Source organism: Pseudonocardia sp. CA-107938, from assembly GCF_050936315.1.
Classification (GTDB): Bacteria; Actinomycetota; Actinomycetes; order Mycobacteriales; family Pseudonocardiaceae; genus Pseudonocardia.
Genome location: NZ_JBNJNA010000001.1, coordinates 5,119,478 through 5,133,675, shown reverse-complemented (window position 1 = coordinate 5,133,675; position 14,198 = coordinate 5,119,478). Strand labels below are relative to the sequence as shown.

Genomic DNA, 14,198 nt, shown 5'->3' with positions numbered 1-14,198 from the left:
TGGCGGGACCGACCACCCGACTACGGAGGAGACCCGTCCGTGACCCTGCCCACGACGGACGCCCTGCGCGACCTCGCCGCCGTCACTGCCAGCCGCTGCGGCGTGCCCACCGCGCTCCTGACCGGCGACGGAAGCGCGCGCACGCCGATCACCGGCGGCACGATCGGCGCGGTCGGCCACACCGACGCCGCCGGCGTGGACGCCGCGGTCGAGCGCGCGCAGGAGGCGTTCCGGCAGTGGCGGGTCACCCCCGCCCCGGTGCGCGGGGCGCTGGTGCGGCGGTTCGGTGAGCTGCTCACGCAGCACAAGGGCGAGCTGGCGATGCTGGTCAGCCTGGAGGTCGGGAAGATCACGTCCGAGGCGCTGGGCGAGGTCCAGGAGATGATCGACGTCTGCGACTTCGCCGTCGGCCTCTCCCGCCAGCTCTACGGCCGCACGATGCCGTCGGAGCGGCCGGGGCACCGGCTCATGGAGACCTGGCACCCGCTCGGCGTCGTCGGGGTGATCTCGGCGTTCAACTTCCCGGTCGCCGTCTGGGCGTGGAACACCGCGATCGCGCTCGTGTGCGGCGACCCCGTCGTGTGGAAGCCGTCGGAGCTGACCCCGCTCACCGCGCTGGCATCCGCCGCGCTGCTGGACAAGGCCGCCGCCGAGCTCGGCGCCCCGGCGAACCTCTCGCAGGTCGTGCTCGGCGGCGCCGACGTCGGCGAACGGATCGTCGACCACCCCGGCATCGCGCTGGTGTCGGCCACCGGCTCCACCCGCATGGGCCGCGCCGTCGGCCCGCGCGTGGCGGCCCGGTTCGGCCGCTGCCTGCTGGAGCTGGGCGGCAACAACGCCGCGATCGTCGCGCCGACGGCCGACCTGGACCTCGCCACCCGCGGCATCGTCTTCTCCGCCGCCGGCACAGCCGGGCAGCGCTGCACGACCCTGCGTCGGGTCATCGCGCACACCCGCGTCGCCGATGAGCTCGCCGAGCGCGTCGCCAAGGCGTACGGGACGCTCGCCATCGGCGACCCGCGCGCCGACGGCGTGCTCGTGGGCCCGCTGATCCACGGCGGCGCGCACCGCGGCATGTCCGACGCGCTCGCCGCCGCGCAGGCCGACGGCGGCACCCTGCTCGCCGGTGGCGGGCGCCGGCTCGCTGACGAGGCCCCCGAGGCGTTCTACGTCGAGCCGGCCGTCGTGCGCATGCCCGGGCAGACCGAGGTCGTGGCACGCGAGACGTTCGCGCCGCTGCTCTACGTGCTCACCTACGACGACCTCGACGAGGCCATCGCGCTGAACAACGCCGTTCCGCAGGGGCTCTCCTCGTCCATCTTCACCGCCGACCAGGCCGAGGCCGAGCGGTTCCTCGCGGCCGACGGCTCGGACTGCGGCATCGCCAACGTCAACATCGGCACGTCCGGCGCGGAGATCGGCGGCGCGTTCGGCGGCGAGAAGGAGACCGGCGGCGGCCGCGAGAGCGGCAGCGACTCCTGGCGTGCGTACATGCGCCGGGCCACCAACACCGTGAACTACTCCGGCGAGCTGCCCCTCGCGCAGGGCGTGCAGTTCACGTAGGACGGGTTCCCGCCGGCCCCGACCGGTGGGGGCGGAGCGAGCGGCGCGGGGCGGGATCGTGCCGTTCGTTCCGAGGGGCGTGCGGGAACGCAGCCGGGTGGCCCCGGGCGTCGGGGTCACCCGGTGTCCGCGCGGCCTCGGCCATGTCGGTGCGAGGGCGAACCAGGTCGAACCCGGCCGGGGGCGCACGTCGTGCGGCGGGCGGGACGTCCGCGGCCGCTTGCCGATCAAGGGCAAAGGGTCGTCGCCGAAGATCCACCGGCGACGTTCTGCCCTTGATCAACACAACCTCGGCCGGCCCACCGCCCGAGCGGACCACGGCCGACCGGTCCCTCCGTCGATCATGGGCAAAACGTCGTTCCACAAGATCCACAGATGACGTTCTGCCCATGATCAGCGCCACGCGCGCAGCCGCCCGAACGACCGCCGCGCCGCCCTCACGCGCTCTCGGCCGAGCCGTGGCTCGACTCTCAGTCCAGCACGATCCTCCAGCGACCTTCTGTCCCTTGATCAACACAACCGGAGCCGGCCCGCCACTACGAGCGGATCACGCCTGGCCGGCGGCTCGGTCGCCGAGATCGGCGGCGCGCTCGGCGGCGAGAAGGAGACCGGCGGGTCCGCGAGAGCGGCTCGGACTCCTGGCGCGGCGGCGAGCTGCCCCTCGCGCAGGGCGTGCAACTCAGGTAGCCGCGCCCTGGTCGCGTCGAGGACCCGGGTTTCCGCCGTGCAGGGGGCGGAAACAGCTACCTTGACGCGACCACCTGCGCGTTCAGTCTCGCCGCCAGGTCCACGAACTCCGCCAGCAACGCGTCGTGCCGTCCCCGCGGCCATGCCAGGCAGACCTGATGGGGATCGAGCTCGGGCACAGGCACCGCGACGATGTCAGGCCGCGTGTAGTAGGCCGTGGCGGACCGCGGGATCACTATGATCCCGGCGCCGGCGGCGACGTGCTCCAGCTTCTCCTCGACGCTGGTGAACGCCGGCACCGGACGGGCCCGGCCGGTGCACAGCTCGGTGGCCACGTCGCGCCATTCCGGCACGGAGTCGGGCTCTTGGAGGAGGTGCTCGTCGGCCAGGTCCGCGATCGCCAGCGACTCCTTGGCGGCCAGCCGGTGCTCGGCGGCCATGGCGACCAGCCGCGGCTCGGTGAACAGCGGGCGCAGCACGAGCCCGCTGCGGTCGATCGGCAACCGCACGTAGCCGATGTCGACGCTGCCGTCGTGCAGCGACTCCACCTGGTCGGCCCACGTGGTGCGGACGAGCACGACGTCGACGTCGGGTCGGCGTTCGCGCAGCGCGCGGACCTCGGCGGTGACCGTGATGCCGGGCATGAAGCCGACGCGAAGCTGTGCCGTGCCGCGCACGCTGCGGGTCAGCTCGTCCGCGGCGGCCAGCAGCGCCGGCGCCTCGGCGAGCAGCCGCCGCCCGGCCGGGGTGAGCGCCGTGGCGCGCCGCGAGCGGTCGAGCAGCTGCGTGCGCAGCTCGTCCTCGAAGGCCCGGATCTGGCGCGACAGCACCGGCTGCGCGATGTGCAGCCGGGCGGCGGCCCGGCCGAAGTGCAGTTCCTGCGCGACTGCGACGAAGTAGCGCAGCTTGCGCAGGTCCAGATCCATACCTTCAGGGTATGACAGGACGCCGGACAGGTCTTGGACCGCGCCCCGTTGCCCGCCGCATCGTGGATCACGTAGCGATCCCACGGAAGGAACGATCATGACTCTCGACGGCGCGCGCGTGCTGGTGCTCGGCGGCACCTCCGGCATCGGCCTGGCCACCGCGCAGCTCGCTGCGCAGCAGGGCGCGAAGGTGGTGGTCGCGTCGAGCCGGGCGAGCAGCGTCGAGCGCGCCCTGGCCGTCCTGCCGGCCGGGACGAGCGGGGAGGTCGCCGACCTCGCCGACACCGAGGCGGTGCGAGCGCTCGTCGCGCACGTCGGCGCGATCGACCACCTCGTGTTCACCGCCGGCGACGCCCTCAGCCTGTCGCCCGTCGCGGACATGGACCTCGACGCCGCCCGATCGGCGTTCGACCTGCGGTTCTTCGGCGCGCTCGCCGCGGTGAGCGCCGCGGCGGCCCAGTTGCGGCCCGGCGGCTCGGTGGTGCTGACCACCGGCATCGCGGCGTTCCGGCCCGGGCCGGGATGGTCGGTCGCCGCGAGCGTCTGCGGTGCCGTGATCTCGCTGACCCGCGCGCTGGCGGTCGAGCTGGCCCCGGTGCGGGTCAACGCCGTCTCCCCTGGGTACATCCGTTCCCCGCTGTGGGACGGGATGGACGACGACGCCCGCGCCGCGTTCTACGCGCAGGTGGGCACCGCCATCCCGCTCGGCCGCGTGGGCGAGGTCGACGAGGCCGCCCAGGCCTACGTGCACCTGATGACCTCGACCTACGCGACGGGAACGGTGATCACGGTCGACGGTGGCTCCCTGCTGGTGTGACCCCTCCGCCCGACGTCACACATGGCTGGGCCCGTTCACACACGTTCGAACGTGTGTGAACGGGCGCACCGGTGTGTGACGTCGGCCGGGCCTGCTCAGTCCAGAACCGCCGCCGCCGCCTCGAACTGCGCGTTGTACAGCTTCGCGTAGGCACCGTTCGCGGCGAGGAGGGTCTCGTGGTCGCCCTGCTCCACGATCCGGCCGGCCTCCATCACGAGGATGATGTCGGCGTCGCGGATCGTGGAGAGCCGGTGCGCGATGACGAAGCTGGTGCGGTCCGACCGGAGCGCCGCCATGGCCCGCTGCACCAGCACCTCGGTGCGGGTGTCGACGGAGCTGGTGGCCTCGTCGAGGATCAGCAGCGACGGGTCGGCGAGGAACGCCCGCGCGATCGTGATCAGCTGCTTCTCCCCCGCACTGACGTTGCTGCCCTCCTCGTCGATCACGGTGTCGTAGCCGTCGGGCAGGCTGCGCACGAACCGGTCGACGTAGGTCGCCTTCGCCGCCGCGAGCAGCTGCTCCTCGCTCGCGTCGGGGTTGCCGTAGGCGATGTTGTCGCGGATGGTGCCGCCGAACAGCCACGTGTCCTGCAGGACCATGCCGATGCCGGAGCGCAGGTCGGCGCGGCCCATCTCGGCGATGTCGACGCCGTCGAGGGTGATGCGGCCGGCGTCGAGCTCGTAGAACCGCATGATCAGGTTCACCAGGGTGGTCTTGCCGGCACCGGTCGGCCCGACGATCGCGACGGTCTGGCCGGGCTTCGCGACCAGCGACAGGTCCTCGATCAGCGGCTTCGCCGGGTCGTACGCGAACGAGACGTGCTCGAACGCGACGCGGCCCCGCCGGCCGTCGCGCGTCTGCGTCGTCGTCGGCAACTCCGGGTCGGGCACCTGCTCGGCCTCGTCGAGCAGCTCGAACACCCGCTCCGCCGACGCCACCCCGGACTGCAGGAGGTTGACCATCGCGGCGATCTGGGTGAGCGGCTGCGTGAACTGGCGCGAGTACTGGACGAACGCCTGGACCTCGCCGAGGCTCATCGAGCCCGACGCCACCCGCAGCCCGCCGACCACCGCGACCAGCACGTAGTTCAGGTTCCCGATGAACATCATCAGCGGCATGATCGTGCCGGAGATGAACTGGGCCTTGAACGACGCCTGGAACAGCTCCTCGTTGCGCCTGTCGAACTGCTCCTCGACCTCGGCGGTGCGGCCGAACACCCGCACCAGCTCGTGGCCGGTGAACGCCTCCTCGATGTGCCCGTTCAGCGCCCCGGTGGCTCGCCACTGGGCGACGAACTGCCCCTGCGAGCGCTTGGCGACGGCGGAGGTCATCCAGATCGTCAGGGGGATCGAGATCAGCGCCACCAGCGACAGCAACGGCGACACCACGAACATCATGACGACGACGCCGACGACCGTCAGGATCGACGTGAGCAGCTGGCTCATCGTCTGCTGGAGGGTCTGGGAGATGTTGTCGATGTCGTTGGTGACGCGGCTGAGCACCTCGCCGCGCTGCTGCCGGTCGAGGTAGGCCAGCGGCAGCCGGTGGATCTTGTCCTCCACGTCGCGGCGCATCGTGAAGATCGTCCGCTGGACGATCCCGTTGAGCAGGTAGCCCTGCGCGTAGCCCAGCAGCGACGCGAACAGGTAGAGCACGAGCGCCCCGATCAGCACCTGCGCCAGCAGTCGGAAGTCGATGCCGACGCCCGGGATCACGTGCTGGGCCTCGATGATGGCCGCGTACGACTCGTTGCCGGCCGCCCGGGCGGCGGCCGCCGCCTGCTCGGTCGTCTGCCCCGCGGGCAGGCCGCGCCCGATCACGCCGGAGAAGATGACGTCGGTGCCGTGGCCGAGCACGAGCGGGCCCAACGCGTTCAGCACCGCGCTGACCAGCCCGAACACCACCACCGCGAGGAGGCCGATGCGTTCGGGCGCCAGCCGCGCGACGAGCCGCTTCGCGGACGGGCCGAACGTGGCCGCCTTCTCGGCCGGCTGGCCGAGACCGCCACCCCAGCGGTTGCCGCCGCTCTGGTTGCGGGCGACCGTCATCTCGCGGGCGACCTGCCGCTCGTCCTTCTCCGCGGGCGGCGCCTCCACGGGAGCCTTCTCGGGCGCACTCATGCGACTTCCTCCACCGCGTGCTGGGACTCGACGATCTCGACGTACGTGGGGCAGGTCGCGAGCAGCTCAGCGTGCCGGCCGATGCCGACGACCTCGCCGTCCTCGAGGACGACGATGCGGTCGGCGCCGACGATCGTGGACACCCGCTGGGCCACGATCACGACCGTCGCCTGCGCGGTCCAGGGCCGCAGCGCGGCACGCAGGCGGGCGTCGGTGGCCAGGTCGAGGGCCGAGAACGAGTCGTCGAACAGGTAGATCAGGGGTTTCTTGACCAGGGCCCGCGCGATCGCCAGGCGCTGGCGCTGGCCACCGGACACGTTGGTGCCGCCCTGTGCGATGCGCGCGTCGAGGCCGTCCGGCATGGCGCGGACGAACTCGGCGGCCTGCGCGACCTCGAGCGCGGCCCACAGCTCCTCGTCGGTGGCGTCGGACCGTCCGTAGCGCAGGTTGGACCGCACCGTGCCGCTGAACAGGAAAGGGCGCTGCGGGACCAGCCCGATGCGGCTCCACAGCTCCTCGGGTTCCTGCTCGCGCACGTCCACGCCGTCGACGCGGACGTGCCCGCTCGTCGCGTCGAACAGCCGGGGCACGGTGCTGACCAGGGTGGTCTTGCCGGCACCGGTGCTGCCGATGATCGCGACGGTCTCCCCGGGCCGCGCGGTGAAGCTGACGTCGCGCAGCACCGGGGAAGCCGCCCCGGGGTAGCAGAAGGTGAGGTGGTCGAACTCCAGCACGCCGGCCCTGCTCTGCGGGACGACCGGGGCGCCCGGCGGGGCCACCGAGGACTCGGTCTGCAGGACCTCGCCGATCCGGTCGGCGCACACCGCGGCGCGCGGGATCATGATCGCCATGAAGGTGGCCATCATGACGGCCATGAGGATCTGGATCAGGTAGGACAGGAACGCCGTCAGCGCGCCCACCTGCATCTCCCCGGCATCGATGCGCATCGCGCCGAACCACAGGACGGCGACGCTGGAGAAGTTGAGCACGAGCATCACGACGGGGAAGATCCCCGCCTGCAACCGGCCGGCAGCGGTGGCGACGGCGGTCACCTCGGCGTTGGCCACCTCGAAGCGGCGCGACTCCAGCGGCTCCCGCACGAACGCGCGCACCACCCGGATGCCGGTGATCTGCTCGCGCAGCACGCGGTTGATCTGGTCGATGCGCTCCTGCAGCAGCCGGAACTTCGGCACCATCCGCACGATGATCAGCCCGATGGAGATCACCAGCACGGGCACGCAGACCGCCATGAGCCAGGAGAGGCCGGCATCCTCGCGCAGGGCCATGATCACGCCGCCGATGCACATGATCGGCGCCGCCACGAGCATCGTGCACGTCATCAGGACGAGCAGCTGGATCTGCTGGACGTCGTTGGTGTCGCGGGTGATCAGCGACGGCGCGCCGAACCGGTTGACCTCGCGCGCGGAGAAGCCGCCGACCTGGTGGAAGATGCCCGCGCGCAGGTCCCGGCCGAACGCCATCGCGGTGCGCGAGCCGTAGTAGACCGCACCGATCGAGCAGGCGATCTGCAGGAGGGTGACGACGAGCATCCAGCCACCCATCTCCAGGATGTAGCCGGTGTCGCCGGTGGCGATGCCCTTGTCGATGATGTCGGCGTTGAGGCTCGGCAGGTACAGCGAAGCCATCGTCCCGACCAGTTGCAGGCCGACGACCAGCCACAACGGGCCGGCGTACGTGCGCAGATAGGTGCGCAGGAGCGATAGGAGCATGGCGGTCAGTTCCCCCCGGTGGTGCTGAGCTCGTCGTGGTGGATGGGGCGGGTGGGCGCGGGTTCCCGGCGGCGGACGCCGTCCAGGAGCGTGTCGACGATCTGCTCGGCGCTCAGCGGGCGGCCGTCGTTGACGAGGGGGTGGGTGGCGGAGAAGGCCAGCAGACGCAGCACGTGGGCCACCTCGCCGGGTGAGACGGCGAGGTCAGCTGCGTCAGGCTCGATCACGGCGACGACGGCCGCGATGAACGCGTCGTTGATCTGCTGACGCCGGGCGATCGCCTCGTCGTCCTCCGGCGATCGACCTTCCTGGGGCATCTTCCCGCCCAGTGCCGCGATCAGCACGAACACCCGCCGGAGCCGGCAGGTCACGATCTCGGCCACCGCGATCAGCCGCTCCCGCAGCGGTGCGGCGAGATCGATGGCGGCCAACTCGCGGAGGGTGGGCTCGGGATCGAACGCGCGCTCCCGCACCGCCGTCATCAGCTCGTCCTTGTCGCGGAAGACCGTGAAGATCGTGCCTTCGGCCACGCGGGCGGCCTCGGCGATCAGCCGGACGGTGACCTTGTCGCCGTGCTCGAGGACGAGCGGGAGCGTGGCGTCGATGATGGCGGCCCGGCGTTCGTCGGGCCGCATCCGTTCGGCACGGGGGCGGGTGGGCACGAGGCCGAAAGTTACTGAGTGCGCGCTCAGTAGGCAAACGGGTTTTCTCCCGGCGATCATGCCGCCCGGCGCAGGGATGCGACCGCCGGGCCGCCCGCTCACGCTCGATGATCGTCCGTAGTCAGACGATCGCTGTACGTCACAACAACTGAATGGCCCGAACGGCCGCAGTCGGTACCCCCGTGCGGCCTAGGGCGAACGGGTGGCGGCGCCGAGCGGGCTCCTCGTGGCGCCCGACGGTCGTCTACTGCGCCGAGCGGCCGATGCTCCGGCCGGCCGACCGGGCGGCGTAGCACTTTCGGGCCCGATGCGAGTACCACCGTGCAGTTCTGGCCCGGACCACCAGGCCTCCGCTGCCGCACGAGAGAGGACCCCGCCGTGCCCACGCCCCGCAGACACTCCCGCAGCAGGCGCGGCGCGCCCGCCCCCCACCCGGCCGAGGAGATCATCATCCGGTGCGGCGGGCGGCCGGCCACCCAGCGGCCCGACGAGGGTCCCCTCGTGTCGGTGCCGGCGCTCCTGCGGCGGGAGGGCCGTGGCCCGCACGCCGCCGACGGCCCCCTCCGCCCCCGCACCCACCTGGCACGAGGTGATGTGCTGGCGGTGCCGCCTCCGCCACCGCGGCGGTCGCTGCGCAAGGTCACCGTGGCGGCCAGCGCCCTGTTCGCGCTCGGGGCCGTCCTCGGCCCGTCCATGCTCGACGACGCGAGACTGCCCCGGGCAGAAGCCGAACGCCCCGGCCAGGACGCCGACGTCGGTCACCCGGCGTTCGGGCAGGAAATCGGCGCAACGCCGCTCGCCGCCGCGTTCCTCCCGGCCGATCTGCAAGCCGTCCGGTTCGACGGGGACGGTGTCGGCCATGCCGCCGGATCCGTGGCTGGTGGGTCGGCGGCGGGCAGCTCCCGCGCGTTCGACCCGGCCAGGCCTGGACCGACCCGGCCCGGTACGGGCGGCCCGGGAACGGGCGGTCCCGGGACCGGTGGCCCCGGCACCGGCGGACCTGGGGCTGGCGGACCCGGCACCGGCGGACCCGGCACAGGTGGACCCGGGGCTGGCGGACCCGGCACCGGCGGACCCGGCACAGGTGGACCCGGATCCGGCGGCCCCGGAACGGGTGGGCCTGGCGGACCGGGACCGGGCACACCTGGTCCCGGCGGGGCGGGCGTGACCGTGCCGCTGCCCGGCGTCGAGACACCGCCGGTGGTCGTGCCGCCCGTCGACGTGCCCGGGGTGCCGGGAGTCCCGATCACGACGCCGGGGGTCGCGGTCGGACCGGGTGGGGTGACCCCGCCGTCGGCGACCGTCAGGGTGTCGACGAGTGGCGTGGAGGTGGCGACCTCGGCGACGGAGGTCACGACCCCCGACGTCGCGACCACCGCCGCGCGGGTGGGGCCGGTCGGGGTCGGGGAGGCCGAGGTCGAGCTGCCGGACGTGGACGTGTCCGGCGCCAGTGTGTCGGCCGGCCCGGCCGGCGCCGCCGTGGACCTGCCTGACGTGCACGTCTCGGAGACGAAGGTGCGCACCCCCGACGTGCAGGTCGGCGAGGCCACGGTGCCGCTGCCCGACGTCGAGGTGCCCGAGGTGTCCGTCGAGGACGTGGCGGAGGACCCGGTCGGCGCGGTCACCGACACCGTCACCGCCACGTCGGAGGGTGCAGGCCGCACCGTCACCGGCGTCGTGGAGGGCACCGGCGAGACGGTCGATGCCGTCACCGGCCTGCTCAGCGGCAGCGACACCGACAGCAGCACTACACGAGGGGGCGACCGGTCCTGATCCGGCGGCGCAGGTCCCACAGCAGCAGCGGGAACGGGAAGGCGCGCACGGGCTCCGGCAGCCGGCGCACCACCGCGCGGGCGATGGCGACGGCGCGGTCGAAGCGGCGCTGGCGGCGGTCGTCCCAGTCGAGGTGCAGCTCGGCGCGGAAGCGGGGCGGCAGGAAGCCGGCGGTGACGAACCGGTGCGCGGGCCCGAACAGGATCGCGAGCGGGCGGGGCAGGAAGCGCAGCAGGACGAGGTCGGTGAGGTAGGCCCGGACCGTGTCGTCCATGGACACGGACTCGACCTCGCACTCCCACCAGCGGTCGAAGGCGTGCCGGTCGGCCGGCCACCGCTCCGGCGGTACCTGCAGGGTCGTGCCGAGCGCGGCCGACGAGGCGTACACGTGGTCGGCCGTGGCGGGGTCGTCCGGGCCGAGGAAGGCCGCGCGGACGTCGACCACGCCGCGGTAGAGGCAACCGGCCACCCAGAGCTGCAGGTCGGGGTCGAACGCGTTGTACGCGACGGGGCTGGCGGCCGTCGAACGGACGGCGGTGTGCGCGGCGTTGACGGCGCGGCGGTAGGCCAGCCGCTCGGCGTCGGTGCCGGCGAGCGCGACGGCGAGGTAGGTGAACGTGGTGCGGGCCCGCTTCAGCGGGTGCCGGAACAGCTGCCCGCTCTCGACGGTGCTCTCCACCACCCCGTACCCGACGGGTGGACGGGCGAGCTGCATGACGACGTTGGCCGCGCCGGCCAGCAGGCCGATGCCCAGCAGCTCATCCCCCGCACGCACCGCCACAGTGTGCCCTGCTCACCCACCGCTCACGCCGGGGCGTTGCGCCGGAACAGGCTGCGCAGGCTCGGGGCGGACGGCTGCTGGGCCGGGGTGGGCTCGGTGGCGGTGGCCTCGCGGACGAGGCGGGAGTGCGCGGCGGCGGCGTGCAGGTCGCGGCGGCGCTCGGCGGCGATTGCGCTGGTCAGGTGCTGGTTCGTCATGCATGCAATGGTCGTCCGGGACGGCTCCGCGGACATCCGTGCTCACCACGGAAAGACCCCGCACCGACCACGGAGAACGCGGGTCAGGGCACGTACGTGGCACCCAGTTCGGCCATCGCGGCGGCCGCCCCCGGATCGCCGGCGAGCACGAGGCTGCGCGCCTGCTGGTAGCGGCTGCCCGCCCGGGCGAACCGGTCCGCCGTGGCCAGCACCGCTGCCGCGTCGCCGGCGAGCACCGCCGCCGCCCGCTCGACCATCGTCGACGCGATGACGTTGTCCTGGACGACGTCGCGCATCCGCGCGATCCGCGCGGCGGCGTCGGGCGACCCGGCGAGCACGTGCGCCTCGACCTGCACCGCGGCGTACCACTGGACCCAGGCGCCCTCGCTCCACGTACGGAAGCCGGCGACGTCGTCGCGCACCTCCTCGAGCGCGGCGCGCGGTTCGCCGCGGTGCAGGCGCAGCGTCGCGGTGAGGACCTGGCGGCAGCGCGTGTCGCCCTGCGGGCGCTGGTTGCCGGTGCCGATCGCGTCGCGGACGGCCTGCCACTCCGCTGCTGCGGCGTCGTCGCCGCGCAGCCCGTGCACCATGACGACGGCGTCGACGCTGCGCCGCAGCGTGCCCTGCTTCGGCCGGCCGGCCCGCTCCCAGCTCTCGCGGAACAGCTCGGCTGCGGCGAGGGTGTCGGCCCAGTCCCCGGCGAGGGCCGTGACCAGCATGTACCGGGATCCGCCGACGTGCGGGATCTCGTGGTGCATGGGCAGGGCCCGCGATCGCTCCGCGAACCGCCGCGCCGACCGCAGCTCGCCCGCGGCCAGCGCGCTCTCCGTCGACATCACGACCGCGTCGGTCATCTCGAAGCCCAGGTCGGCGTCCGGCGGCAGCGGTTCGAGCAGCTCGATCCGCCGCACCGCGGTGGCCAGGGCGGCCCGGGCGGCGCCGCGGGAGAGGTGCAGGGTGGTGAGCCGGTCCAGGGCCGCGCTCTCGGCGAGCGGGTCGTTGCTGGCCCGCGCCAGCGCGACGGCGTGCTCGATGATCGGCCCGACCTCGGCGGAGCCGTCGTCCTCCCACCACTTCGTGCCGAACGCCACGGCGACCGCGATGCGGGCGAGCGCCTGCGGGTCGTCGCCGCCGAGCTCCCTGGCGCGATCGAGCAGCGCGGCGATCTCGTCCCGTGCGGGCACGGTCTGCAGCGTCCCGTGGGCGCGGTCGGACAGCTCGGCCGCCCGTGCGAACGAGCAGGCCGCCGCGACGCGGTCGCCGGCCACCACGTACTTCTCCCCCGCGCGGATGTGCAGGCGGACCGCGTCGAACCCCATCAGGCGCACCTCGGCGCACCCGGCGGCGCGGTGCAGCGCCCGGGCGGCCGTCGCCGGCTCCGGGTCGAGCTCGGCCGCCTGCTCGTACCGGCGCTGGGCCTCGGTGGGCAGGCCGCGCCGGTACGCCAGGTCGGCAGCCAGCGCCGCCGCCGCGGCCACCTCCGCCGGCGACACGACGCCACCGGACAACCCGGCGCCGGCGGCCCAGGCCAGCGCTGCGCGCAGCTCGTCGGCGAGGTCGTCGTAGCGCAGCCGCCACCGCCCCTCGCTGTCGGCGGTGCGCGGCTCCGCCACCAGCTCTGCACCCCGGGCGACCGCCCAGCCCAGGTGGGCACTGCGTGCCCGGTCCAGCTCGCCGGTCTCGTCGAGGAGCTCGACGCCGTACTGGCGGATCACCTCCAACGCCCGGTAGCGGGTGCCGCCCGGCGCCGCGACGGGCACGAGCAGGCTGTGGTCGGCCAGCTCGGCGAGCCGCTCCGGCACCTCCCGCGACCCGACGGGCGCCCAGCCCGCGATCTCGCGCGCCGCGTCGGCCGACGCGGGGCGGGCGAACACCACGATCCGGCGCAGCACCGCCTGCGCCTCCGGGCCGAGCAGCTGGTAGCTCCAGTCGAGCGTGGCGCGCAGCGACCGGTGTCGCGACTGCGCCCGCCGACCCCCCGTGAGCAGGTGCAACGGGTCGGTCAGCCCGGCCTCGAGCCCGTCGAGACCCACCGCCGGCAGCCGCGCCGCAGCCAGCTCGATGGCGAGCGCCACGCCGTCGAGCGTCCGGCAGATCCGCTCGACCCGGGGCCGATCAGCCGCCGCGACCGGGGCCGCCGCGGCCTCGGCCCTGGCCAGGAACAGGCTGACGGCGTCACCGCCGCCACCGTCCCCGTCGAGCGACAGACCGGCGACCGGGAACACCCACTCGAACGGCAGCTGCAGCCGCGCCCTCGTGGTGACCAGCAGCGTGATGCCGGGAGCGGAGACGAGCAGGCGCTCCGCCAGGTCGGCCACGTTGTCGAGCACGTGCTCGCCGTTGTCGAGCACGAGCAGCGCGGTGCGGCCGGCGAGCCACGCCAGCACCGTCTCCTCCGTGGACGCGCCGGGCTGCTCACCGAGGCCGAGCGCAGCGGCCAGGCTGGGCGCGATCGTGGCGCCGTCCGGCACGGGGACGAGGTCGACGAACCACACCCCGTCGGGGAACGGCGCCGGATCGGCCGCGGCGAGCTCGGCGGCGACGGCGAGGGCCAGCCGCGTCTTGCCGACCCCACCGGGCCCCACGGCGCTGACCAGCCGCCGCTCACGCAGCGCGGCGGCCAGCTCGGCGCGCTCGTCCGCCCGTCCGATGAAGGAGGTGAGCGGCGCCGGCAGCGCAGCGAGCACCGGCGCACGTACCGGCTCGACCGACGGCGGTGCCGCCGCCCGGGCAGCCGCCTGCTCGGCGGCGAGCCCGGCGAGCGCGCGCCGGTCGGCGGCGCCGAGCTTGCGCAGCAGCGACGACACGTGGCTCTCGACGGTGCGGACGGAGATGAAGAGGCGGGCGGCGATCTCCGCGTTGGTGAGGTGCTCACCCAAGGCGGTCAGGACCTCACCCTCGCGCGCGGACACCGCTTCGCGCACCTCGCCGACCGTCACGAG

The 14,198-nt window shown here is 73.9% G+C and carries 11 protein-coding genes; 4 read left to right on the top strand and 7 right to left on the bottom strand.

Annotated elements, in window-relative coordinates:
- Positions 1-39 precede the first annotated feature (39 nt).
- On the top strand, positions 40-1,563 hold the full coding sequence (gene amaB / locus ACQEVB_RS25395; RefSeq protein ID WP_432975882.1) for an L-piperidine-6-carboxylate dehydrogenase: 1,524 nt from the start codon (positions 40-42) through the stop codon (positions 1,561-1,563).
- Positions 1,564-2,306: 743 nt separating this feature from the next.
- Here the strand turns inward: amaB and ACQEVB_RS25390 are convergent.
- On the bottom strand, positions 2,307-3,176 hold the full coding sequence (locus ACQEVB_RS25390; RefSeq protein ID WP_432975879.1) for a LysR family transcriptional regulator: 870 nt from the start codon (positions 3,174-3,176) through the stop codon (positions 2,307-2,309).
- 97 nt (positions 3,177-3,273) lie between these two features.
- Between ACQEVB_RS25390 and ACQEVB_RS25385 the strand changes: the two genes are divergently transcribed.
- Positions 3,274-3,993, top strand: coding sequence for an SDR family oxidoreductase (locus ACQEVB_RS25385; RefSeq protein WP_432975876.1), 720 nt, complete (start codon positions 3,274-3,276; stop codon positions 3,991-3,993).
- Positions 3,994-4,088: 95 nt separating this feature from the next.
- Here the strand turns inward: ACQEVB_RS25385 and ACQEVB_RS25380 are convergent, their stop codons facing one another.
- Genes ACQEVB_RS25380 through ACQEVB_RS25370 form a run of 3 tightly spaced genes read right to left on the bottom strand, consistent with a single transcriptional unit; the run spans position 4,089 to position 8,607 of the window.
- Positions 4,089-6,113: an ABC transporter ATP-binding protein gene (locus tag ACQEVB_RS25380; protein ID WP_432975873.1), complete on the bottom strand. Its 2,025-nt coding sequence runs from the start codon at positions 6,111-6,113 to the stop codon at positions 4,089-4,091.
- Positions 6,110-7,843, bottom strand: coding sequence for an ABC transporter ATP-binding protein (locus ACQEVB_RS25375; protein WP_432975870.1), 1,734 nt, complete (start codon positions 7,841-7,843; stop codon positions 6,110-6,112). The genes ACQEVB_RS25380 and ACQEVB_RS25375 overlap by 4 nt, the downstream gene beginning before the upstream one ends.
- 5 nt (positions 7,844-7,848) lie before the next feature.
- The gene (locus tag ACQEVB_RS25370; protein WP_432975867.1) at positions 7,849-8,607 is read right to left on the bottom strand and encodes a TetR/AcrR family transcriptional regulator; all 759 of its coding nucleotides are present in this window, start codon (positions 8,605-8,607) and stop codon (positions 7,849-7,851) included.
- Between the two features lie 757 nt (positions 8,608-9,364).
- Between ACQEVB_RS25370 and ACQEVB_RS25365 the strand changes: the two genes are divergently transcribed.
- Positions 9,365-9,673, top strand: coding sequence for a hypothetical protein (locus ACQEVB_RS25365; protein ID WP_432975864.1), 309 nt, complete (start codon positions 9,365-9,367; stop codon positions 9,671-9,673).
- On the top strand, positions 9,670-10,278 hold the full coding sequence (locus ACQEVB_RS25360; protein ID WP_432975861.1) for a hypothetical protein: 609 nt from the start codon (positions 9,670-9,672) through the stop codon (positions 10,276-10,278). Before ACQEVB_RS25365 ends, ACQEVB_RS25360 begins: the two co-directional genes overlap by 4 nt.
- On the opposite strand, the gene ACQEVB_RS25355 is transcribed toward ACQEVB_RS25360, so the two are convergent.
- The 3 genes from ACQEVB_RS25355 to ACQEVB_RS25345 form a co-directional block, all read right to left on the bottom strand.
- Positions 10,253-11,053 carry an oxygenase MpaB family protein gene (locus ACQEVB_RS25355; protein ID WP_432975858.1) on the bottom strand — a complete coding sequence of 267 codons (801 nt, stop codon included), beginning with the start codon at positions 11,051-11,053 and terminating at the stop codon, positions 10,253-10,255. The genes ACQEVB_RS25360 and ACQEVB_RS25355 overlap by 26 nt on opposite strands.
- A gap of 29 nt (positions 11,054-11,082) precedes the next feature.
- Positions 11,083-11,256, bottom strand: coding sequence for a hypothetical protein (locus ACQEVB_RS25350; protein ID WP_432975855.1), 174 nt, complete (start codon positions 11,254-11,256; stop codon positions 11,083-11,085).
- An 83-nt stretch (positions 11,257-11,339) separates the two neighbouring features.
- Positions 11,340-14,195, bottom strand: coding sequence for an ATP-binding protein (locus ACQEVB_RS25345; RefSeq protein WP_432975852.1), 2,856 nt, complete (start codon positions 14,193-14,195; stop codon positions 11,340-11,342).
- Positions 14,196-14,198: the final 3 nt, after the last annotated feature.

Bases quoted from the DNA above. Each gene is read 5' to 3' on its own strand.
- ACQEVB_RS25380 (WP_432975873.1), bottom strand. From the start codon at position 6,113: ATGAGTGCGCCCGAGAAGGCTCCCGTGGAGGCGCCGCCCGCGGAGAAG.
- ACQEVB_RS25365 (WP_432975864.1), top strand. From the start codon at position 9,365: ATGCCGCCGGATCCGTGGCTGGTGGGTCGGCGGCGGGCAGCTCCCGCG.
- ACQEVB_RS25385 (WP_432975876.1), top strand. From the start codon at position 3,274: ATGACTCTCGACGGCGCGCGCGTGCTGGTGCTCGGCGGCACCTCCGGC.
- ACQEVB_RS25375 (WP_432975870.1), bottom strand. From the start codon at position 7,843: ATGCTCCTATCGCTCCTGCGCACCTATCTGCGCACGTACGCCGGCCCG.
- ACQEVB_RS25390 (WP_432975879.1), bottom strand. From the start codon at position 3,176: ATGGATCTGGACCTGCGCAAGCTGCGCTACTTCGTCGCAGTCGCGCAG.
- ACQEVB_RS25350 (WP_432975855.1), bottom strand. From the start codon at position 11,256: ATGACGAACCAGCACCTGACCAGCGCAATCGCCGCCGAGCGCCGCCGC.